The sequence below is a fragment of the Hydrogenophaga sp. GW823-FHT04C09 genome (assembly GCF_058796355.1).
Genome location: NZ_JBXAIO010000006.1, coordinates 305,232 through 322,782, shown reverse-complemented (window position 1 = coordinate 322,782; position 17,551 = coordinate 305,232). Strand labels below are relative to the sequence as shown.

16 protein-coding genes and 1 pseudogene are annotated in these 17,551 nt (G+C 69.5%); 4 read left to right on the top strand and 13 right to left on the bottom strand.

All coding sequences use genetic code 11. The features are described 5' to 3' along the window. Both AC1Q9M_RS18525 and AC1Q9M_RS18520 read left to right on the top strand, forming a co-directional pair. Nucleotides 1–99 (top strand): annotated as a pseudogene (locus AC1Q9M_RS18525) (ABC transporter ATP-binding protein); the annotation flags it as partial. 11 nt (nt 100–110) lie between these two features. Continuing rightward, nucleotides 111–1,364 (top strand): phenylacetate--CoA ligase family protein, encoded by a 1,254-nt coding sequence (locus AC1Q9M_RS18520; RefSeq protein ID WP_382324886.1) that lies wholly within the window; start codon nt 111–113, stop codon nt 1,362–1,364. A 2-nt stretch (nt 1,365–1,366) separates the two neighbouring features. Here AC1Q9M_RS18520 and trhO read toward each other — a convergent pair whose 3' ends face one another. The 5 genes from trhO to AC1Q9M_RS18495 form a co-directional block, all read right to left on the bottom strand. Beyond that, the gene (trhO, locus tag AC1Q9M_RS18515) at nt 1,367–2,335 is read right to left on the bottom strand and encodes an oxygen-dependent tRNA uridine(34) hydroxylase TrhO (RefSeq protein WP_382157845.1); all 969 of its coding nucleotides are present in this window, start codon (nt 2,333–2,335) and stop codon (nt 1,367–1,369) included. Nucleotides 2,336–2,354: 19 nt separating this feature from the next. Further along, nucleotides 2,355–3,449 carry a patatin-like phospholipase family protein gene (locus tag AC1Q9M_RS18510; RefSeq protein ID WP_444686593.1) on the bottom strand — a complete coding sequence of 365 codons (1,095 nt, stop codon included), beginning with the start codon at nt 3,447–3,449 and terminating at the stop codon, nt 2,355–2,357. A 40-nt stretch (nt 3,450–3,489) separates the two neighbouring features. Further along, nucleotides 3,490–4,323 carry an HDOD domain-containing protein gene (locus AC1Q9M_RS18505; protein ID WP_382157841.1) on the bottom strand — a complete coding sequence of 278 codons (834 nt, stop codon included), beginning with the start codon at nt 4,321–4,323 and terminating at the stop codon, nt 3,490–3,492. A gap of 82 nt (nt 4,324–4,405) precedes the next feature. Then, nucleotides 4,406–5,233, bottom strand: coding sequence for an HDOD domain-containing protein (locus AC1Q9M_RS18500; protein ID WP_382157839.1), 828 nt, complete (start codon nt 5,231–5,233; stop codon nt 4,406–4,408). A 126-nt stretch (nt 5,234–5,359) separates the two neighbouring features. Then, complete coding sequence (locus AC1Q9M_RS18495; protein WP_492434992.1) at nt 5,360–7,732, bottom strand: Tex family protein; 2,373 nt, start codon at nt 7,730–7,732, stop codon at nt 5,360–5,362. A 97-nt stretch (nt 7,733–7,829) separates the two neighbouring features. Between AC1Q9M_RS18495 and AC1Q9M_RS18490 the strand changes: the two genes are divergently transcribed. Beyond that, nucleotides 7,830–8,891: a DUF72 domain-containing protein gene (locus AC1Q9M_RS18490; RefSeq protein WP_444686595.1), complete on the top strand. Its 1,062-nt coding sequence runs from the start codon at nt 7,830–7,832 to the stop codon at nt 8,889–8,891. On the opposite strand, the gene AC1Q9M_RS18485 is transcribed toward AC1Q9M_RS18490, so the two are convergent. Together AC1Q9M_RS18485 and AC1Q9M_RS18480 are read right to left on the bottom strand one after the other, a co-directional pair. After that, nucleotides 8,865–10,250, bottom strand: a complete 1,386-nt coding sequence (locus AC1Q9M_RS18485) for an MFS transporter (protein WP_382324896.1) — start codon at nt 10,248–10,250, stop codon at nt 8,865–8,867. The genes AC1Q9M_RS18490 and AC1Q9M_RS18485 overlap by 27 nt on opposite strands. Further along, on the bottom strand, nt 10,247–11,461 hold the full coding sequence (locus AC1Q9M_RS18480; protein WP_492434989.1) for a multidrug effflux MFS transporter: 1,215 nt from the start codon (nt 11,459–11,461) through the stop codon (nt 10,247–10,249). Before AC1Q9M_RS18480 ends, AC1Q9M_RS18485 begins: the two co-directional genes overlap by 4 nt. A gap of 125 nt (nt 11,462–11,586) precedes the next feature. On the opposite strand from AC1Q9M_RS18480, the gene AC1Q9M_RS18475 reads away from it, so the two are divergent. After that, a complete protein-coding gene (locus AC1Q9M_RS18475) occupies nt 11,587–13,380 on the top strand; it encodes a monovalent cation:proton antiporter-2 (CPA2) family protein (protein WP_382326654.1) in 1,794 nt (597 codons plus the stop codon). Between the two features lie 4 nt (nt 13,381–13,384). On the opposite strand, the gene AC1Q9M_RS18470 is transcribed toward AC1Q9M_RS18475, so the two are convergent. Genes AC1Q9M_RS18470 through AC1Q9M_RS18445 form a run of 6 tightly spaced genes read right to left on the bottom strand, consistent with a single transcriptional unit; the run spans nt 13,385 to nt 17,535 of the window. Beyond that, on the bottom strand, nt 13,385–13,744 hold the full coding sequence (locus tag AC1Q9M_RS18470) for a VOC family protein (protein WP_382324898.1): 360 nt from the start codon (nt 13,742–13,744) through the stop codon (nt 13,385–13,387). Next, nucleotides 13,723–14,643 carry a helix-turn-helix domain-containing protein gene (locus AC1Q9M_RS18465; protein WP_382324900.1) on the bottom strand — a complete coding sequence of 307 codons (921 nt, stop codon included), beginning with the start codon at nt 14,641–14,643 and terminating at the stop codon, nt 13,723–13,725. Before AC1Q9M_RS18465 ends, AC1Q9M_RS18470 begins: the two co-directional genes overlap by 22 nt. Beyond that, nucleotides 14,640–15,197, bottom strand: a complete 558-nt coding sequence (locus AC1Q9M_RS18460) for a methylated-DNA--[protein]-cysteine S-methyltransferase (RefSeq protein ID WP_382157822.1) — start codon at nt 15,195–15,197, stop codon at nt 14,640–14,642. The genes AC1Q9M_RS18465 and AC1Q9M_RS18460 overlap by 4 nt, the downstream gene beginning before the upstream one ends. A 7-nt stretch (nt 15,198–15,204) precedes the next feature. Next, nucleotides 15,205–16,110 carry an SDR family oxidoreductase gene (locus AC1Q9M_RS18455; RefSeq protein ID WP_382157820.1) on the bottom strand — a complete coding sequence of 302 codons (906 nt, stop codon included), beginning with the start codon at nt 16,108–16,110 and terminating at the stop codon, nt 15,205–15,207. Nucleotides 16,111–16,135: 25 nt separating this feature from the next. Then, the gene (locus tag AC1Q9M_RS18450) at nt 16,136–16,603 is read right to left on the bottom strand and encodes a GNAT family N-acetyltransferase (protein WP_382324904.1); all 468 of its coding nucleotides are present in this window, start codon (nt 16,601–16,603) and stop codon (nt 16,136–16,138) included. Beyond that, nucleotides 16,600–17,535: a glutathione S-transferase family protein gene (locus AC1Q9M_RS18445; RefSeq protein WP_492434985.1), complete on the bottom strand. Its 936-nt coding sequence runs from the start codon at nt 17,533–17,535 to the stop codon at nt 16,600–16,602. The genes AC1Q9M_RS18450 and AC1Q9M_RS18445 overlap by 4 nt, the downstream gene beginning before the upstream one ends. Nucleotides 17,536–17,551: the final 16 nt, after the last annotated feature.

Genomic DNA, 17,551 nt, shown 5'->3' with positions numbered 1-17,551 from the left:
GAGGACGTCAAGGAGTTCTACCTCGGCATGGGCGGGGGCGAGCGCAAGTCCTTCAAGGACATCAAGAGCTACAAGCGGCGCAAGCGCTGGCTGGCGTAGGAGATACCACCATGAGCGAGCATTTCGATCACTTGGAGACCCGCTCGCAGGCCGAGCGGGAGGCCTATCTGATGAAGGCCTTGGCGCGGCAGGTCGAGCACGCCAGACGGCACACCACCGCCTATGCCGACATCCTCAAGGATGTCGACCCCGCGGCCATCAACACGCGCGAAGCGCTGGCGCAATTGCCCGTCACCCGAAAGCACGAACTGATCGCGCTGCAACGCCAAGGGCGCGCGCTGCATGGGGGCCCTTTTGGTGGCTTCTGCAGCATCGGCTACGGGCCCGGCATGTCCCGGGTCTTCGCCAGCCCGGGACCGATCTACGAACCCGAGGGCGAAGGCCGGGGCAGTTGGCGCGTCGCGCGCGCCATGCACGCCGCCGGTTTCCGGCGCGGCGACCTGATCCACAACGCCTTCAGCTACCACCTCACGCCCGCTGGCGCCATCATGGAGTCCAGCGCCATCAGCCTGGGCTGCACCGTGCTGCCCGCCGGCACCGGGCAGACAGAGCTGCAGGTGCAGACCATGGCCGATCTGGGGCCGCAGGCGTACGTGGGCACCCCGAGCTTCCTGAAGATCGTTCTGGAGCGGGCCGCCGACATGGGCGTGCCCCTGTCTTCGCTCAAGCGCGCCCTTTTCAGTGGCGAGGCCTGCTCGCAAAGCCTGCGGGGCTGGTTCCAGGAACAGGGCATTTCGGCCTTCCAGGCCTACGCCACGGCCGATCTGGGCCTGATCGCCTACGAGACCCAGGCGCTGGAGGGCATGGTGCTGGACGAAAACCTGGTTCTGGAAATCGTGCGGCCCGGCACCGGCGAGCCGGTGGCCGTGGGTGAAATCGGCGAGGTGGTCGTCACCACCTTCAACCCCACCTACCCGTTGATCCGCTTTGCCACGGGCGACCTGTCGGCCTTCCTGCCCGGCCAATGCCCCACCGGCAGGACCAATCTGCGCATCGAGGGCTGGCTGGGCCGCGCGGATCAGACCACCAAGGTGCGCGGCATGTTCGTGCACCCGACCCAGGTGGCATCGATCTCCGAGCGCTTTTCAGAGATACGGCGTGCCAAGCTGGTCGTCAGCGGCGAAATGGGCACGGACCACATGCTCTTCCAGGTCGAGGTGTCGAGACCTTCCGAAGAACTCGAGCAGCGCATCCAGGAGGCGATCCGCGAAGTCACCAAGCTGCGGGCCGAGGTGGCGCTGCTGGTGCCCGGAGCGCTTCCCGAGGACGGCAAGACCATCGAAGACCTGAGGCGCCACCGCTAGGGTCAGGCATGCGGCTCGGGCTGGCCCTCCGCACCGCCGCCTTGCCCGTCCATGCGCGCCCCCACGTGCACCTCGCCGCGCGCTTCGGCCAGCTCCACCTGGCGCTGGCGCTCCGCGAGGCGGGCTTTCTCTTCCGGGCTGCGCTGGTCGTGGCAATGGGCACAGCTCACGCCCTTGACGTAGTGGGGTGAGGCCTTTTCCTCGGGGCTCAGTGGCCAGCGGCACGAACGGCAGAGCTCGTGCGGGCCGGGCGCCAGGCCGTGGCCCACGCTCACGCGCTCGTCGAACACGAAGCAGTCGCCCTGCCAGGTGCTTTGCTCGGGCGGCACCTCTTCCAGGTACTTGAGGATGCCGCCTTCCAGGTGATAGACCTCGTCGAAGCCTCGCATCTTCATGAGGGCGGTCGACTTCTCGCAGCGGATCCCGCCGGTGCAGAACATCGCCACTTTGGGTTTCCTGCCCTCACCCTGCAAGGCCGGCTGGGCATCCAGCCAGGCCGGCAGTTCGGTGAAGGTCTTGATGTTCGGGTTGATCGCGCCCTGGAAGGTGCCGATGGCCACTTCGTAATCATTGCGCGTGTCGATCAGCACCACGTCCGGATCGGCCAGCAAGGCGTTCCAGTCCTGCGGTTTCACGTACTGGCCCACGGTCTGGTTCGGGTCCAGCCCGGGCACCCGCAGGGTGACGATCTCTTTCTTCAACCGCACCTTCATGCGGTGGAACGGCGGATGATCGCTCCAGGAGGTCTTGTGCGGCAACTGAGCCAGGCGCGGGTCGGCGCGCAGGTGGGCAAGCACCGCCAGCACCCCCTCTTCCGGCCCCGCGATGGTGCCGTTGATGCCTTCGCGCGCCAGCAGCAACGTGCCCTTGACGCCGTGGGCCTCGCAGCAGGCCAGAAGGGGTTCGCGCAGGTCGGCGTGGTCCGGCAGATCGACGAACTGGTACAGGGCGGCGGTGAGAAAGGCGGGCATGGGGGGATTATCCCGCGCCCTACAGCGGCTCGACGCGCGAGAGGTCGGGCTTCTCCAGCCACCGGGCGAACTCGTCGGCCAGCTGGCGCGCGGCGCTGGTGGCGCCGTTCCAGGCCTTCATGCGCGCCGGCAGGTCCTGCCCGTAGCGGCTGAAGTCGTCCCGGTCGGGCAGCTTGCTGTTGGGCAACTGCTTGACCCACTCCGGATCGGGCGCGATCACCAGCATGGTGTCCAGCGCCGGGCTGCTGCGGTGCCGGCCCTTCCAGGCCTTGTCGAGCCAGCCGGGCACCACGGCTTTCTGGAAGTGGGGGTACAGCACGATGGGCGATGCCGTCGGCGGCTGGTACTGCAGGTGCAGGTGGTAGTCGGTGAGACCGCCGTCCCAGTAGGTGCCCGGTGGCGCGCCCGCGATGTTGCGCACCGGGCGCAGCATGAAGGGAATCGAGCAGCTCGCCTGCAACGCGTCCATGAAGTTGTCGGCGAACATCGGTACCTGCCGCGTGCGGTAGTCGAGCGTGGCGAAAGGCAGCGGGCTCACCCCGCCCGAGCCGGACGGCACGGACGAGAACACCACCCGCTCCAGCCAGGCGCCCAACGCCTTGCGGTGCAGCGCATTGGCGGTGAAGGCGCCGAGGTAACCCAGCGGCGTGCGCAGGTGGCCTTCGTGCCGCAGCAGCAGGCGCCCCCGCGAGGTGACGATGTGCAGGCGGTAGCGGGGGTTGTGAAGGGCTTCCTCCACCCGTCCGCCGTAGAACAGCTGAAGGTTTTCACCGAAGCGCTGGCTGATCTGGCTGGCCGTGGGGCGCTTTTGCCCGGCGGGCAGGTCGTAGTGCTGGGCGATGTAGTCCCGCTCCAGCCGTTCGAAGGCTTCCACGGGGTTGTCCAGGCAGGCCGTGGCCATGCGCCAGGCGCCGATGGACGCACCGACCAGGTGCACGGCCTGATCGCTGCGCGGCAGCCACTCGCCGAACAGGAAACGATCGAGGGGGCCGAGGATCAGGCCCTTGGGGCCGCCCGCCGCCGCGGGGATGATGCCGACGTCGTGGGGACGCAGGCCATGTTGTTCGATATGCCGCCGGGCCGTGGGGCCGGCGTAGAGACGGAGCGCGGACATAGGGCTGCGATTGTCGCGCAGCCCCGGAGGTTCAAAAAGATCAGTTCGGTTCGGACGCCTCGGTGACTTCCGAATGGCGCGAAATCGACGGAATCTCTTCGGCCACCACGGTGTCGGGATCGATGCCGAGCACCAGCCCCACGGGATCCGGGTAGGTGTTGATCAGCAGCTCCGAGCGCATCTGCTGCTCTTCGGCGCGAGCGCGCCAGGAGCCGATGTGGATCACGCCGGCAATGGGCTCGTACACATCGTTGTCGAACGGCGCGGTCTGGTGCAGGATCGCGTTGATCATGCGCTTGGGGAAATGCCAGTCGCGCGCCAGCGCCGCGCCCACTTCGGCGTAGCTGTAGCCGAACAGGCCGCGCTCGGCCTTGGCGCGCTTGAGATCGAGCATGGGTACGCTGCGGTCGAGGTCGATCATGGCCTCGGGCATGCCCACGTGCATGACGAGTTCGCCGATGCCATGGATCAGGCCGGCCGTGAACGCGGTGTTCTCGTCCATCTTGATCGGCAGCGCGATGTAGCGCGAGAGGTTGGCCGTGTTGAGGCTGTAGCGCCAGAACTGGTTGAGGTTGACCCCACCCACGGTGTGGAAGCCTTCGCCCAGCGAGGCGGCAATCACCAGCGCGCGCACCTTGATGAGGCCCAGCACATTGATCGCGTCGCGCGCATTGCTCACCGAGCGGTGCAGCCCGAAGAAGGCGGAATTGGCGGTCTTGAGCAGCTTGGCGGTCAGCACCGGATCGTCTTCGATCAACGAGGCCGCCAGCATGGCGTCGACATCTTCCTTGTCGAAGGTCTCGATCAGCTTGCGCACGACCTTGGGCGCAGACGGAAGTGCATTCGGTTGCTTGAGGAGCTTTTCGAGTTGCATGATGACCTGCCTTTGCTGAGACGTGACTGCAAGAAAGTTGTCCCTTTGTCATCGTCGCAAAGGCGACGCACTTTAGAACTTTTCAGTCAATGAATGCGCTGAGGGCCTGGCTGAATGACCATTCCGTGGGATCCTTGCCCAGCACGCTGTCCAGGTCCAGGCCCAGCGTGAGGCCGATCATGTCGGGGAAGGTGGCCACGAGGCCGGCTTCGTCGAGCTGGATTTCCTCGGCACGGGCGCGCCAGGAGGCCAGGTGCAGCACGCCGCCGAGCGTGTCGTACACCTCGCCGTCGAACGGCGCGGTCTGGTGCTTGAGGGCGGAGACGATGGTGGTGGGGAACTGCCACTTTTCGGCCATGCCGGCGCCGACCTCGGCGTAGGTGTAGCCCAGCACCGAGCGCTCCACCTCGGCGCGGCGCAGGTCCAGCGGCGGCGTGCCCATGTCGATGGGCCCGATCACGTCGGGCATGGCGATGTGCATGATCAGGTCGCCGATGGCGTGCACCAGGCCGGCGGTGAAGGCATTGCCCTCGTTCTGGCGCAGCAGGCTGGAGAGCGAGCGCGAGATATCGGCCACCCGCAGGCTGTAGCGCCAGAACTGGACCATGTCCACGCCCGGCACGTTCTTGAAGCTTGAGCCCAGCGCCGCGGCCATCACCAGCGAGCGCACATGGGTCATGCCCAGCAGGGCCACCGCCTCTTCGGCGCTGCCGATCTGGCGGCTGACGCGGAAAAAGGCCGAGTTCGACAGGCGCAGCACGCGGGTGGTGAGCGCGGGATCGTGCGCCACCAGGCTGGCGACGCGTTTGGGGCTGGGGTCTTCCTTGTTCATCTCGGCCAGCAGGTCCGAGACGGTGCGCGACATCGCGGGCAAGGCGCGCGGGTAGTTCAGGAGGGCTTCGAGTTCCATGGGGTGGTGAAGGCCGTGCGTGCAGAAGGATTTCCGATTTCCCTCCTTATCGGCGATTCAACCGAAGACTTGAGGCCGGTGGGCCTCAAGTCTGTCGCCCCTGCCCGGCCGGGCCCCGGCGCAGGCTCAGGCGCCTTTTTTCAGCTTGGCGAAGGCCGAGGCCATGGCCGATGGCGCCGGTGGCGAGGCCGGGCCGCTGGAGCGGCCGTGTCCGCGCGAGGCTTCGAAGCGGTTGTCGCGCGGCCCATCGCGCCGGGCCGGCGCGGCGTCGAGCTTCATGGACAGGCCGATGCGCTTGCGCGCCACGTCCACTTCCATCACCTTGACCTTGACGATGTCGCCGGTCTTGACGATCTCGCGCGCGTCGTTCACGAACTTGTGCGACAGCTGGCTCACATGCACCAGGCCGTCCTGGTGCACGCCGAGGTCCACGAAAGCGCCGAACTGGGCCACGTTGCTCACCGTGCCTTCGAGGACCATGCCCTCGCGCAGGTCGCTGATGTCGTCCACGCCTTCGTTGAAACGCGCCACCTGGAAGTCCGGGCGCGGGTCGCGCCCGGGCTTTTCCAGCTCGCCCAGGATGTCCTTGACCGTGATGACACCGAAGCGCTCGTTGGCGAACAGCTCGGGCCGCAGGGTCTTGAGCATGTCGGCGCGGCCCATCAGCTCGCCCACGTGCTTGCCGGTCTTCTCCATGATCTGCTCGACCACGGCGTAGGTTTCGGGGTGCACGCCGGTCATGTCCAGCGGGTTCTCGCCGCCGCGGATGCGCAGGAAGCCCGCGCTCTGCTCGAAGGTCTTGGCGCCCAGGCCGGCCACGTCCATCAGCTGCTGGCGGCTCTTGAACGCGCCATGCGTCTCGCGCCAGCGCACCACGGCCTTGGCCACGCTGCCCGAAAGGCCGGAGACGCGCGAGAGCAGCGGCACGCTGGCGGTGTTCAGGTCCACGCCCACGCCGTTCACGCAGTCTTCCACCACGGCGTCGAGGGTGCGCGCGAGCTCGCTCTGGTTCACGTCGTGCTGGTACTGGCCCACGCCGATGCTCTTGGGGTCGATCTTCACCAGCTCGGCCAGCGGGTCCTGCAGGCGGCGCGCGATGCTGGCCGCGCCGCGCAGGCTCACGTCCACGTCGGGCATTTCCTGCGAGGCGAATTCGCTCGCGGAATAGACCGAGGCGCCCGCCTCGCTGACCACGACCTTCTGCACACCGGTCAGGTTGGCCTTCTCCAGCAGCTTGATGAGGTCGGCGGCGAGCTTGTCGGTCTCGCGGCTGGCGGTGCCGTTGCCGATGGCGACCAGGTTCACGCCGTGCTTGCGGCCCAGCAGCGCCAGGGTGTGCAGAGCGCCGTCCCAGTCGCGCCGGGGTTCGTGCGGGTACACCGTGGCGGTGTCGACGAGTTTGCCGGTGGCATCGACCACCGCCACCTTCACGCCGGTGCGGATGCCCGGGTCCAGGCCCATCACCACCTTGGGGCCGGCCGGCGCGGCCAGCAGCAGGTCGCGCAGGTTGTCGGCGAAGACCTTGATCGCCACCGCCTCGGCGCTCTCGCGCAGGCGGGCGAACAGGTCGCGCTCGCTGGAGAGCGAGAGCTTGACGCGCCAGGTCCAGGCCACGCACTTGCGCAGCAGGTCGTCGGCGGCGCGGCCCTTGTGGCTCCAGCCCAGGTGCAGGGCGATGCGGCCTTCGGCCAGCGAGACCACGGGCGCGGCCTTGCCGGTGGTGGCGGGCACCACCTCGGGCTCGGGCAGCACCAGCTTGGCGTCCAGGATCTCCAGCGCGCGGCCGCGGAACACGGCCAGCGCCCGGTGCGACGGCACGCGGGCGATCGGCTCGTCGTAGTCGAAATAGTCGCGGAACTTCGCCACCTCGGGCGCGTTCTCGTCCTTGCCGTTCACCAGCGTGCTCTTGAGCAGGCCTTCGGTCCAGAGCCATTCGCGCAGGTTCTGCAGCAAGGTGGCGTCTTCGGCCCAGCGCTCGCTCAGGATGTCGCGCACACCGTCGAGCACGGCCGGCACGGTGGAGAAATCGGCGCCGGGCTTGCCGTCGTCCAGCACTTCTGGCGGGCGGGTGAACGCGGCGGCTTCGGCCGCCGGGTCCAGCGTGGGGTCGGCGAACAGCTTGTCGGCCAGCGGTTCGATGCCGAATTCCCGCGCGATCTGGCCCTTGGTGCGGCGCTTCTGCTTGAACGGCAGGTAGAGGTCTTCGAGTTCCTGTTTGGTCGGCGCGGCGGCGATGGCGGCGCGCAGCGCGTCGGTGAGCTTGCCCTGTTCGTCGATGCTCTTGAGCACCGAGGCACGGCGGTCTTCGAGTTCGCGCAGGTAGTCCAGGCGGTAGGACAGCTCGCGCAGCTGGATGTCGTCCAGGCCGCCCGTGGCTTCCTTGCGGTAGCGCGCGACGAAGGGCACCGTGGCTCCCCCATCCAGCAGCTCGACCGCTGCGAGCACTTGTCGTTCTTCAACCCTGATTTCTGTGGCGATCTGCCGGATGATCTGCTGCATGCACCGTCGATGTGAAAACGAGAAGCGCGCGAGTTTGCCACAGCCGTTGGGGCTACCATGGGCGCTGTTTGTGGTAGGCGCCTGACCCGTTTCCACCATGCAAGACGACCTCTTCGGCGACCCGCCTCCTCCCCCCGCGCCCCCGGCGCCCTCACCCGCCCCGGCCGCGCGCAAAAGCCTGGCCCGGGTGAATCCCGCGCCGCCCGATCCGGTGCTGCAGGCGCTGGCCGCCGCCCTGCCCGCTCGCGTGCGGCTGGGCAGCTCGTCCTGGACCTACCCCGGTTGGGCCGGCCTGGTGTGGGACACCGAATACCCCGACGCCCTGTTGTCGAAAGAAGGCCTGCGCGCCTATGGCCAGCACCCGCTGATGCGCTCGGTCAGCGTGGACCGCAGCTTCTACCGCCCGCTCACGCAGGACCAGTACGCGCGCTACGCCGCCCAGGTGCCGGACGACTTCCGCTTCGTGGTGAAAGCGCCCAGCCACGTCACCGACGCGCTGGTGCGCGGCGAGGACGGCCGGGGCGTGCAGCCCAACCCGGCGTTCCTCGACCCGGCGCTGGCGACGCAGGACTTCGTGGCGCCCGCGCTCGCGGGCCTGGGCCACAAGGTCGGCGCGCTGGTGTTCCAGCTCAGCCCGCTGCCCCGGCACCTGCTGCACAACCTGCCGCTGGTGCTGCAACGCCTGCGCAAGCTCCTGCTGGCCCAGCCGCCGCTGGCGCCCACCGCGCCCGACGGCGTGCTGGCCGTGGAGGTGCGCGACCCGCAGTGGCTGGACGAACCCTTCGTGCACGAGCTGGCCGCCGTGCTGCGCGAGGCCGGTGCCACCTGGTGCCTGTGCCTGCACGCCAAGATGCCGCGCCTGCGCGACCAGTTGCCCCTGCTGCGGGCGCTCTGGCCCGGCCCCATGGTCTGCCGCTGGAACCTCAACCCGCTGCACGGCGCCTACGGTTACGAAGACGCCCAGCGCGAGTACAGCCCCTACGACCGCATCCACGACGTGGACCAGGACACGCGCGAGCTGCTGGTGCGCACCATGGCGGGCATCGCGGGCGCCGGCCAGAACGTCTTTGTCACCATCAGCAACAAGGCCGAGGGCTGCGCGCCGCTGTCGGTGCGGGCCCTGGCCGAGGGCTTAGCGGGTGGCCCTCACCCGAAGTGAGCTGCTCAGCCCTGCCAACAGCGCGCAACCCGCCGCCAGACACAGCGCGATCGTCTCGGCCCGGCCGTCGTGCTGGTTCCAGACCGCGAAGATCGCCGCCAGGATCACCGCGCCCAGCGTCTGTCCCGTGAGCCGCGCCGTGCCCAGCATGCCGCTGGCCGCGCCGCTGCGGTGCACCGGCGCGGTGGTCACGATGGTGTGGTTGTTGGGCGACTGGAACAGCGCGAAACCCGCGCCGCACAAGGCCAGGCGCCAGCCCATCTCGAAGCTGGTGGCGTGCTCGGGCCGCAGGCCCACCAGCAGCAGGCCGGTGGCGAACACCACCATGCCGATGCCGCCCAGCCAGCCCGCAGGGTAGCGGCCGATCAGGCGGCCGGCGATCGGCGCCACGACCACGGTGGCCAGCGGCCAGGCCGTCATGATCAGGCCGGCGTCCATGTGCGAGCGGCCCTGCACTTCCAGCAGCAGGAACGGCAGGCTGAGGAAGGCCAGCATCTGCGCGCAGAAGGCCCCGAGCGACGAGCCCATGGACAGCGCGAACACGGGAATGCGCAGCAAATCCAGCGGGAACAGGGGCGCCGTCAGCCGCCGCTGGCGGCGCAGGTAGACCACCCCCACCGCCACCCCGGCGGCCAGCAAGGCCCAGCCCAGCACCGGGGCGCTGTGCGCCGCGCCACTGCGCACACCCAGGTAATCGGCGCCGACGAAGACCAGCGTGAACATGAGCACGTTGAGCGCCACGTCGATCAGCGAGAACTGGGGCGCGGCCTCGGCGCGCGTGGGGTTGTAGGGCAGCGCGCGCCGCCCCATCCACAGCGTGAGCAGGCCCAGCGGCAGGTTCAGCGCGAACAGCCAGGGCCACGACGCCACCGACAGGATGGCCGCCGCCACCGCCGGGCCGGCCATGGTGGAGGTGGCCACCACCATCGAATTGAGCGCGATGCCGCGCCCCAGGCGCGAACTCGGGTAGACCAGGCGCACGAGCGCGGTGTTCACGCTCATGATGCCGGCCGCGCCCAGCCCTTGCAGCGCCCGCGCGGCAGTGAGCATGGCCAGCGAATCCGCCAGCATGGCGGCCACTGAGGACAGCACGAACAGCAGCATGCCCACCAGGTAGACGCGGCGGTAGCCCAGCCGGTCGCCCAGCGCGGCCAGGGGCAGCAGCATCACCAGCGAAGCGATCTGGTAGGCATTGACCACCCAGATCGCCTGCGAGGCCTCGGCCTGGAGCTGGCGCGCGATGCCGGGCAGCGCGAGGTTGACGATGCTGCCGTCCATCACCGACATGGCGATGCCGAGCACGATCACCAGCACGGCCTTGCCGCGCTGGGGAGACGGCAGACCGTCCTGCGCCGTCACCCGCGCGCCTCGGCGGCCAGGTGCCTCGTGGGGTCGCCCGAGAGCGTGATCCAGGTCAACGCCACGCCGATCAGCGCGCCCGTGGCCATGCCCACCACCATGGGCAGGGGCTTGCCGGTGGCGAACAGGCTCACGATGCCCATGGCGGCCGCGCCGCCCAGCATCTGCAGGGTGCCCAGCAGCGCCGAGGCGGTGCCGGCGATGGCGCCGTGTTTCTCCAGCGCGAGCACCGAGGTGGTGGGAATGACCAGGCCCATGAAGGCGCTGGCGATGAAATACAGAATGATCAGCACCACGAGCTGGTCGCCGCCCGCGAGGTAGTAGGCCAGCATCAGCGCCATGGTCAGGCCCGAGGCGGTGGCCGCCACCTTCACCAGCCGCACCAGGCCGAAGCGCCGGCCGAGCACGCCGGTGAACTGCGAGGCGCCGATGAAGGCGATGGCGTTCAGCGAGAACGCCAGGCTGTACTGCGTGGGCGTGAGGCCGTAGTGGTTGATCAGCACGAAGGGCGAGCCGGCCAGGTAGACGAAGAACCCGGCCATGGCCGTGGCGCCGATGCCCACCAGGCCCAGGTAGTGCCAGTCGCGCAGCAGCAAGGCGTAGGCGCGCAGGGCGCTGCCCAGGCTGCTTTCCACGCGCTCGGCTTCGGTGCGGGTCTCCTGCAGCGTGCCGTAGACCAGGGCCAGCCCGGCCACGGAAGCCAGGGCCACGGCCCAGAACACGCCGCGCCAGCCGGTCAGCGCGATCACGCCGCTGCCCGCCAGCGGGGCCAGGATGGGCGAGACGCTGAACACCAGCATCAGCAGCGACATCAGGCGCGCGGCATCGGCGCCGGTGTGCAGGTCGCGCACCACGGCGCGCGGGATCGCCATGCCGGCGGCCGCGCCCAGGCCCTGCAGGAAGCGCAGCGCCACCAGGGTCTGGATGTCGGTGGCCAGCGCGCAGCCGATGCTGGCCAGGGTGAACAGGCCCAGGCCGAAGTACAGCGGCGGCTTGCGGCCCACCATGTCGGACACCGGGCCGTAGAGCAGCTGTCCCACGCCCAGGGACAGGAAAAACGCGGTCAGGCTGAACTGCACGGCACCGACCTCGGCGCCCAGGCTGCTCCCGATGTCGGGCAGCGCGGGCAGGTACATGTCGATGGCGAAGGGGCCGATGGCGGAGAGCAGGCCCAGAATCAGGGCCATCTTGAGATAACGGGTGAAGAACATCCCCTATTGTCGCCAGGGCGCGAAGGCTTTGCCGGGGCACGGTTGGACCGTTCTGGTGTAAGGGCGGTCCGGGTGCGTCACAATTTCGCATCCCACCCCCTTACTTTCCCCCGGAGAACCCCACCATGGCCGTTGAAGGCAGCGCAGGCGACCTGCTCAAAGTCGTGACCCTGCTGGGCGCAGCGGTGGTCGCCGTGCCCCTGTTCAAGCGCATCGGCCTGGGCTCGGTGCTGGGTTACCTGGCCGCGGGCCTGGCCATCGGGCCGTTCGGCATGGGCTTGATCAGCGACCCGGCCACCATCCTGCACACGGCCGAGCTCGGGGTGGTGATGTACCTCTTCGTGATCGGCCTGGAGATGCAGCCCTCGCACCTCTGGAGCCTGCGCAAGGCCATCTTCGGCCTGGGCAGCCTGCAGGTGGTGGTGTGCGGCTTTCTGCTCACCGGCGTCGGCCTGGCCTTCGGTTTCCCGCTGGGCGTGTCCTTCGTGAGCGCCATGGGCTTCGTGCTGACCTCCACCGCCGTGGTGATGCAGCTGCTGGGCGAGCGCGGCGACATGGCCCAGCCGCGCGGCCAGAAGATCGTCGCCATCCTGCTGTTCGAGGACCTGCTGATCGTGCCGCTGCTGGCGGTGGTGGCCTTCCTGGCGCCGCCCGACATCGGCGGGCCGGTGGCCGCCAACTCGTCGCGCTGGGGCGCGATCGGCCTGGGCCTGGGCTCGCTGGTGGCGCTCGTGGCCGCAGGCGTGTGGCTGCTCAACCCCCTCTTCCGCATCCTGGCCAACGCCAAGGCGCGCGAGGTGATGACCGCCGCCGCCCTGCTGGTGGTGCTGGGCGCGGCCCTGCTGATGCAGGTCGGTGGCCTGTCCATGGCCATGGGCGCCTTCCTGGCCGGCGTGCTGCTGTCCGAATCCACCTTCCGCCACCAGCTGGAGGCCGACATCGAGCCCTTCCGCGGCCTGCTGCTGGGCCTGTTCTTCCTGAGCGTGGGCATGTCGCTGGACCTGGCGGCCGTGGCGAGCAACTGGCCCATCATCGTGGCCGGCGTGGTGGCGATGATGCTGGTCAAGGCCCTGTGCATCTACGGCGTGGCGCGCTTCGCCCGCAGCTCGCACGCCGACGCGCTGGACCGCGCCGTGCTCATGGCGCAGGGCGGCGAGTTCGCCTTCGTGCTGTTCGCCGCCGCGCTGGGCGCCAAGGTGATCGACCCGGTGGTCAACGCCAACATGACCGCCATCGTGGTCCTGTCCATGGCGCTCACCCCGCTGGTGGTGCTGGTGCACCGGCGCTTCGCGGCCAAGGACACCGGCGTGTCCATGGACGGCATCGAGACCGTGGCCGACCGGGCCGCGAGCGTGCTGGTGATCGGCTTCGGCCGTTTCGGCCAGATCGCCAGCCAGGGCGTGATCGCCCGGGGCGCGAGCATCACCATCATCGACAACAACGTGCAGATGATCCGCGACGCCGAAGCCTACGGTTTCAAGGTCTATTACGGCGACGGTTGCCGCGCCGACGTGCTGCATGCGGCCGGCGCCCACGCGGCGCAGGCCATCCTGGTCTGCCTGGACAACAAGGAAGCCGCCACTCGCATCGCCGAGCTGGCCAAGACCGAGTTCCCGCACGCCGAGCTGCTGGTGCGCGCGTTCGACCGCGAACACGTGCTCGAGCTGCGCAAGGCCGACGTGGGCTACCTCGTGCGCGAGACCTTCGAGTCGGCCATGGCCATGGGCCGCCAGGCGGTGCTCACGCTCGGGGCCGCCGAGGAGGAAGCCGACGAGGTGATGGAGCACCTGCGCCGGCGCGACGCCGAGCGCATGGACCTCGAAGCCGCCGGCGGCCTGTTCGCCGGCCGCCAGCTGGTGCTGGGCAACCAGGTGAAGAAACAGCAGGCCGAGGGCCAGGACGCGCAGGCCCCGGCCTGAACCCTCACGGGCAGACGGCTTCGACGTTGTTGCCGTCGGGATCGATCAGGAAGGCCGCGTAGTAGGTCGGGCTGTAGTCGGGCCGCGCGCCGGGGCCGCCGTTGTCGCGCGCGCCGGCCTTCAGGCCCGCTTTGTAGAAGGCGTCCACCGCCCGGTGGTCGGAGGCGCGAAACGCGACGTGCGTGCCCGGGCCCTGGTGGCCCGGCGCCGCGTAGAGCCACAGCGCGGGGGCGTCTTTCGGCCCCAGGCCGGCATAACTGTCGTCGTGGGAGCCCAGCACGTGGCCGAGCGGCGCGAGCGCGGCTTCGTAGAAGCGGGTGCTCTTGGCGAGGTCGTTGACTTTCAGTCCGAGGTGGTCGTACATGGCGAAGGTTTCCTGCTCGATGGGTGGATGAGGCGTTCATCTTCGAGCAGGGTCGCCAGGCGGTCTTGGAGAATCTTGCGGTCTTGGGGAAGACCGTTGCGGGCGGCGCGCCGGAAGCCGCGCGGGGACAGGCCGGCCGCGCGGTGGAAGCTGCGCACGAAGTTGCTGAGGTCGGCGAAGCCCACCTCCAGCGCCACCTCGGTCACCGGGCGATCGTCCTCGGCGAGCAGCCGGGCCGCGTGCCGCAGGCGCGAGCGCACCAGGTACTGGTGCGGCGTGACGCCCAGCACCCGCGAGAACACCCGCAGGAAATGGAACGGACTCAGGGCCGCTTCGCCCGCCGCCCGGTCCAGGTCGACGGCCTCGTTCGAATGGGCCGCGATCCACGTCGCGGCCTCGACCGCGCGGCGCCGGTCGCGTTCGGCCACCGGCGCGGGCCTGAGCTCGCGGCCGCTCACCACGTCCACGAAGCGCGACGCGAACCACAGGCCCACCTCGTCCAGGCCGGCGTCGCCCTGGCCGCTGGCCACGGCCTGCGCGAGCTCGCCCAGCACCATGAGCCCGGGCAAGGGCGGCAGGCCGCCGGTGCGCCAGGTGCGGCGGTCGCCACCGACCAGTTCGACGAAGCCGGGCGAGAGGTGAAAGGCCAGGCACTCGTCGCCGCAGACCGCGTGGTCGTGCGTGCACATGAATTCGTCGCCCGGGTGGCCCACCAGCACCGAGCCGGCCACCAGCTCGTAGGCATCGCCGCCCACCCGGTAGCCGAAGGTGCCCTTGCGCACATAGGACACCGAATGGCCCTGGTGCACCTCCGTGAACGGCCGCTCGGCCGGGCCTGTGCCGCAGCGGTAGTCCACCACGCGCACCGGGCCGGCCTGCAGCTCGGTGGCGGTGATCACGGCGGCTCTCCGTCGAACAGGCCGGGCTCGTTGCCGATGCGGGCGCGCTCGATCTGCAGCATGCGCAGCTTGGTCGGCACGCCGCTGCCGCCCGAGAAACCACCCGAGCGCCCGCCCGCCGCGAGCACGCGGTGGCAAGGCACGATGGGCGCGAACGGGTTGTGGCCCATGGCCTGCCCCACCGCCCGGGCCAGGCCGGCGTCGCCCAAGGCCTCGGCCAGTTCGCCATAGGTGCGCGTTTCGCCGGGTGGTATCGCGCGGGCCAGGGCATAGACCTCGCGCTGGAACGGGGTGAGTCCGCTCATGTCGAGCGCGATCTCGCGCAGATCGCTGCGCGAGGCGCCCGCCAGCAAGGCCTGGACGCCGTCGATGGCGGCCTGCACCGGCGCGGGCGGGTGCGCGTCTTCCGGCAGCGGCGGCAGGCCCTTCAGCAGCCGCGCCCGGGTGCGCGTGGCGTCCGCTTCGGGCAACTGCACCGCCACCACGCCGTGCGGCCCCCAGGCGATGCCGATGGCACCGATGGCGGTGTCGAACAGCGTGTGGCCGCCGTCCATCGCGGTCTCACACCGCGCGCAGCGCCGCGCGCAAACCCGCACCGATCTCGGGCCGTTCGAGGAACGGGTCGGCCGGGTTGGTCTGGTTGACGATGCCTTCCATGCGCGCGCGCACATTGCCCAGCGCGCGCGGGTGGCTGAAGATGTAGAAGCGGTCGGCGCTGATGGCGTCGAACACCAGCTGGGCCACCTCGGCGGCCGAGACCTTGCCCGAGCCCACGGCCTTGTCGGTCATGGCCTGACCGATCAGCTGGCTTTGCGTGGCTTTTTCGTCGGCCATCTCGGCCGGGCGGTTGCGGTGGCTCTGGTTGATGCCGGTGGGCACGAAGTACGGGCACAGCACGCTGGTGCTGAGCTGATCGCTCACCAGCTTCAGATCCTGGTAGAGCGTCTCGGTCAGGCTCACCACGGCGTGTTTGCTCACGTTGTAGATGCCCATGTTGGGCGGCGTGAGCAGGCCGGCCATGCTGGCGGTGTTGACGATGTGGCCGCGCCAGTTCGGGTCTTTCCTGGCGGCGGCCAGCATCATGGGGGTGAACAGGCGCACGCCGTGGATCACGCCCCAGAGGTTCACGCCCAGCACCCATTCCCAGTCGCGCACCGAGTTTTCCCACACCAGGCCGGCCGAGCCCACGCCCGCGTTGTTGAAGACGAAGTGCGGAGCGCCGAAGCGCTGTTCGACCGCCTTGGCCAGGGCTTCCATCTGTTCCTGGCTGGAGACGTCGACCTTGCGCGAGAGCACCTGCACGCCGGTGGCCTCGATCTCGGCCGTGGCCTTGTCCAGCGCGTCCTGCTGCACGTCCACCAGCACCAGATTCATGCCCAGCTTCGCGCCGATGCGCGCGCATTCGAGGCCGAAGCCCGAGCCGGCGCCGGTGAGCACCGCCGTTTTGCCCTTGAAATCCTGAATCATGGATGTCTCCTGTGTGTGAAAGAACTCAGGCGGCCCGAACCATCTCGATGTGGTCGATGCCGTCTTCGATGTAGATCTCGCTGGCCGGTTCGAAGCCGTGCTGGCGGTAGAAGGCCTCCAATCTGGCCTGCGCGCCGATGCGGATGGGCTGCACGCCCCACAGGCCGTGCAAGGCCCGCACCGCTTCGCGCATGAGCACATGGCCCTGGCCACCGCCGCGCGCGGCCGGCAGCGTGACCACGCGGCCGATGCTGGCCTCGGTGAATTTCAGGCCGGCCGGCACCAGGCGGGCGTAGGCCGCCAGCGTGCCGTCGGTGCGTTCACCGAGCAGGTGGAAACATCGGGCGTCGGCGCCGTCCATGTCCTGGAACACGCAGTTCTGTTCCATCACGAACACCTCGGTGCGCAGTTGCAGCAGGGCATACAGGTTGCGGGCATGCAGGGCATCAAAAGGCAGGCAGCGCCAGGTCAGGTTCGGGGTCGGGGAGCTCAAGCGCGCACTTCCCTCAACACATAACCGATGCGCGGGAAGTGCACGTGCAGGCGCCCGGCGCGCTCGTCGTTGCGTTCCAGCGTGTAGCGGGTGCGCGTGGCCGCGCGCAGGATGCCTTCGGTGGGCTCGGGGCCGAAGGACTCGGCGGTCACGGTCACGCGGCTGCCCAGGGCGATGCCGTGTTCGTCCTGGAACACGTCGTCGGTCAGCGGCGCGGGCTCGGCGGCGGCCGCGATGGCGATCGCCTCGGTGGACGTCATCTTGTGCGACGTGCCGTGGCCGATGGCGGCCATGCGGTCCAGCCACTCGATCACGTGGGGCGTGGCGTCCAGGATGCCGGCCATCGCGGGGTTGACCACGCGGGTGAACCACAGCGGGTGGTAGGCGGCGAAGTCGGCCACGCAGGGCGCGCCGCCCAGCAGGAAGGGCTGTTCCTCGACCATGGTGGAGAGGCGGCGCAGGTAGCTGCGGTAGGCGGCGGTGGCGTCGCCCGGGCGCAGGCTGGTCATGCCGCCGCGCATCGCGCCGCGGTCGGCCGCGAAGGCCTGGGCCGCTTCGGGCGGCTGGCCGGCGAACAGCGCGGCCGCGCCCTTCGGGCTGAGGCTGTAGGCCATGGCGGCCCAGAACAGCGTGGTGTCGGCCCATTGAGCCAGCACGCGCGCCACGCCCTTGTGGTGCTCGTGGTAGAGCGCGGGCTGGGGCTGGCGGTGCTCCAGCACGTCGCAGATCAGCGCGGTGTCGCAGTAGATGTCGGCGCCGACCTGCAGGATGGGCGTGCGGCGGTAGCCGCCGGTGAGCGCGACCACGTCGGGCTTGGGCATGATGCGCGGGATGTTCACGCTCTGCCAGGCAAGGCCCTTGTGGCCCAGCATCAGGCGCGCTTTCTCGGAAAACGGCGACGTGGCGTAGTGGTGAAGGATGAGGTCGGACATATCGGGGGGCCTTGTG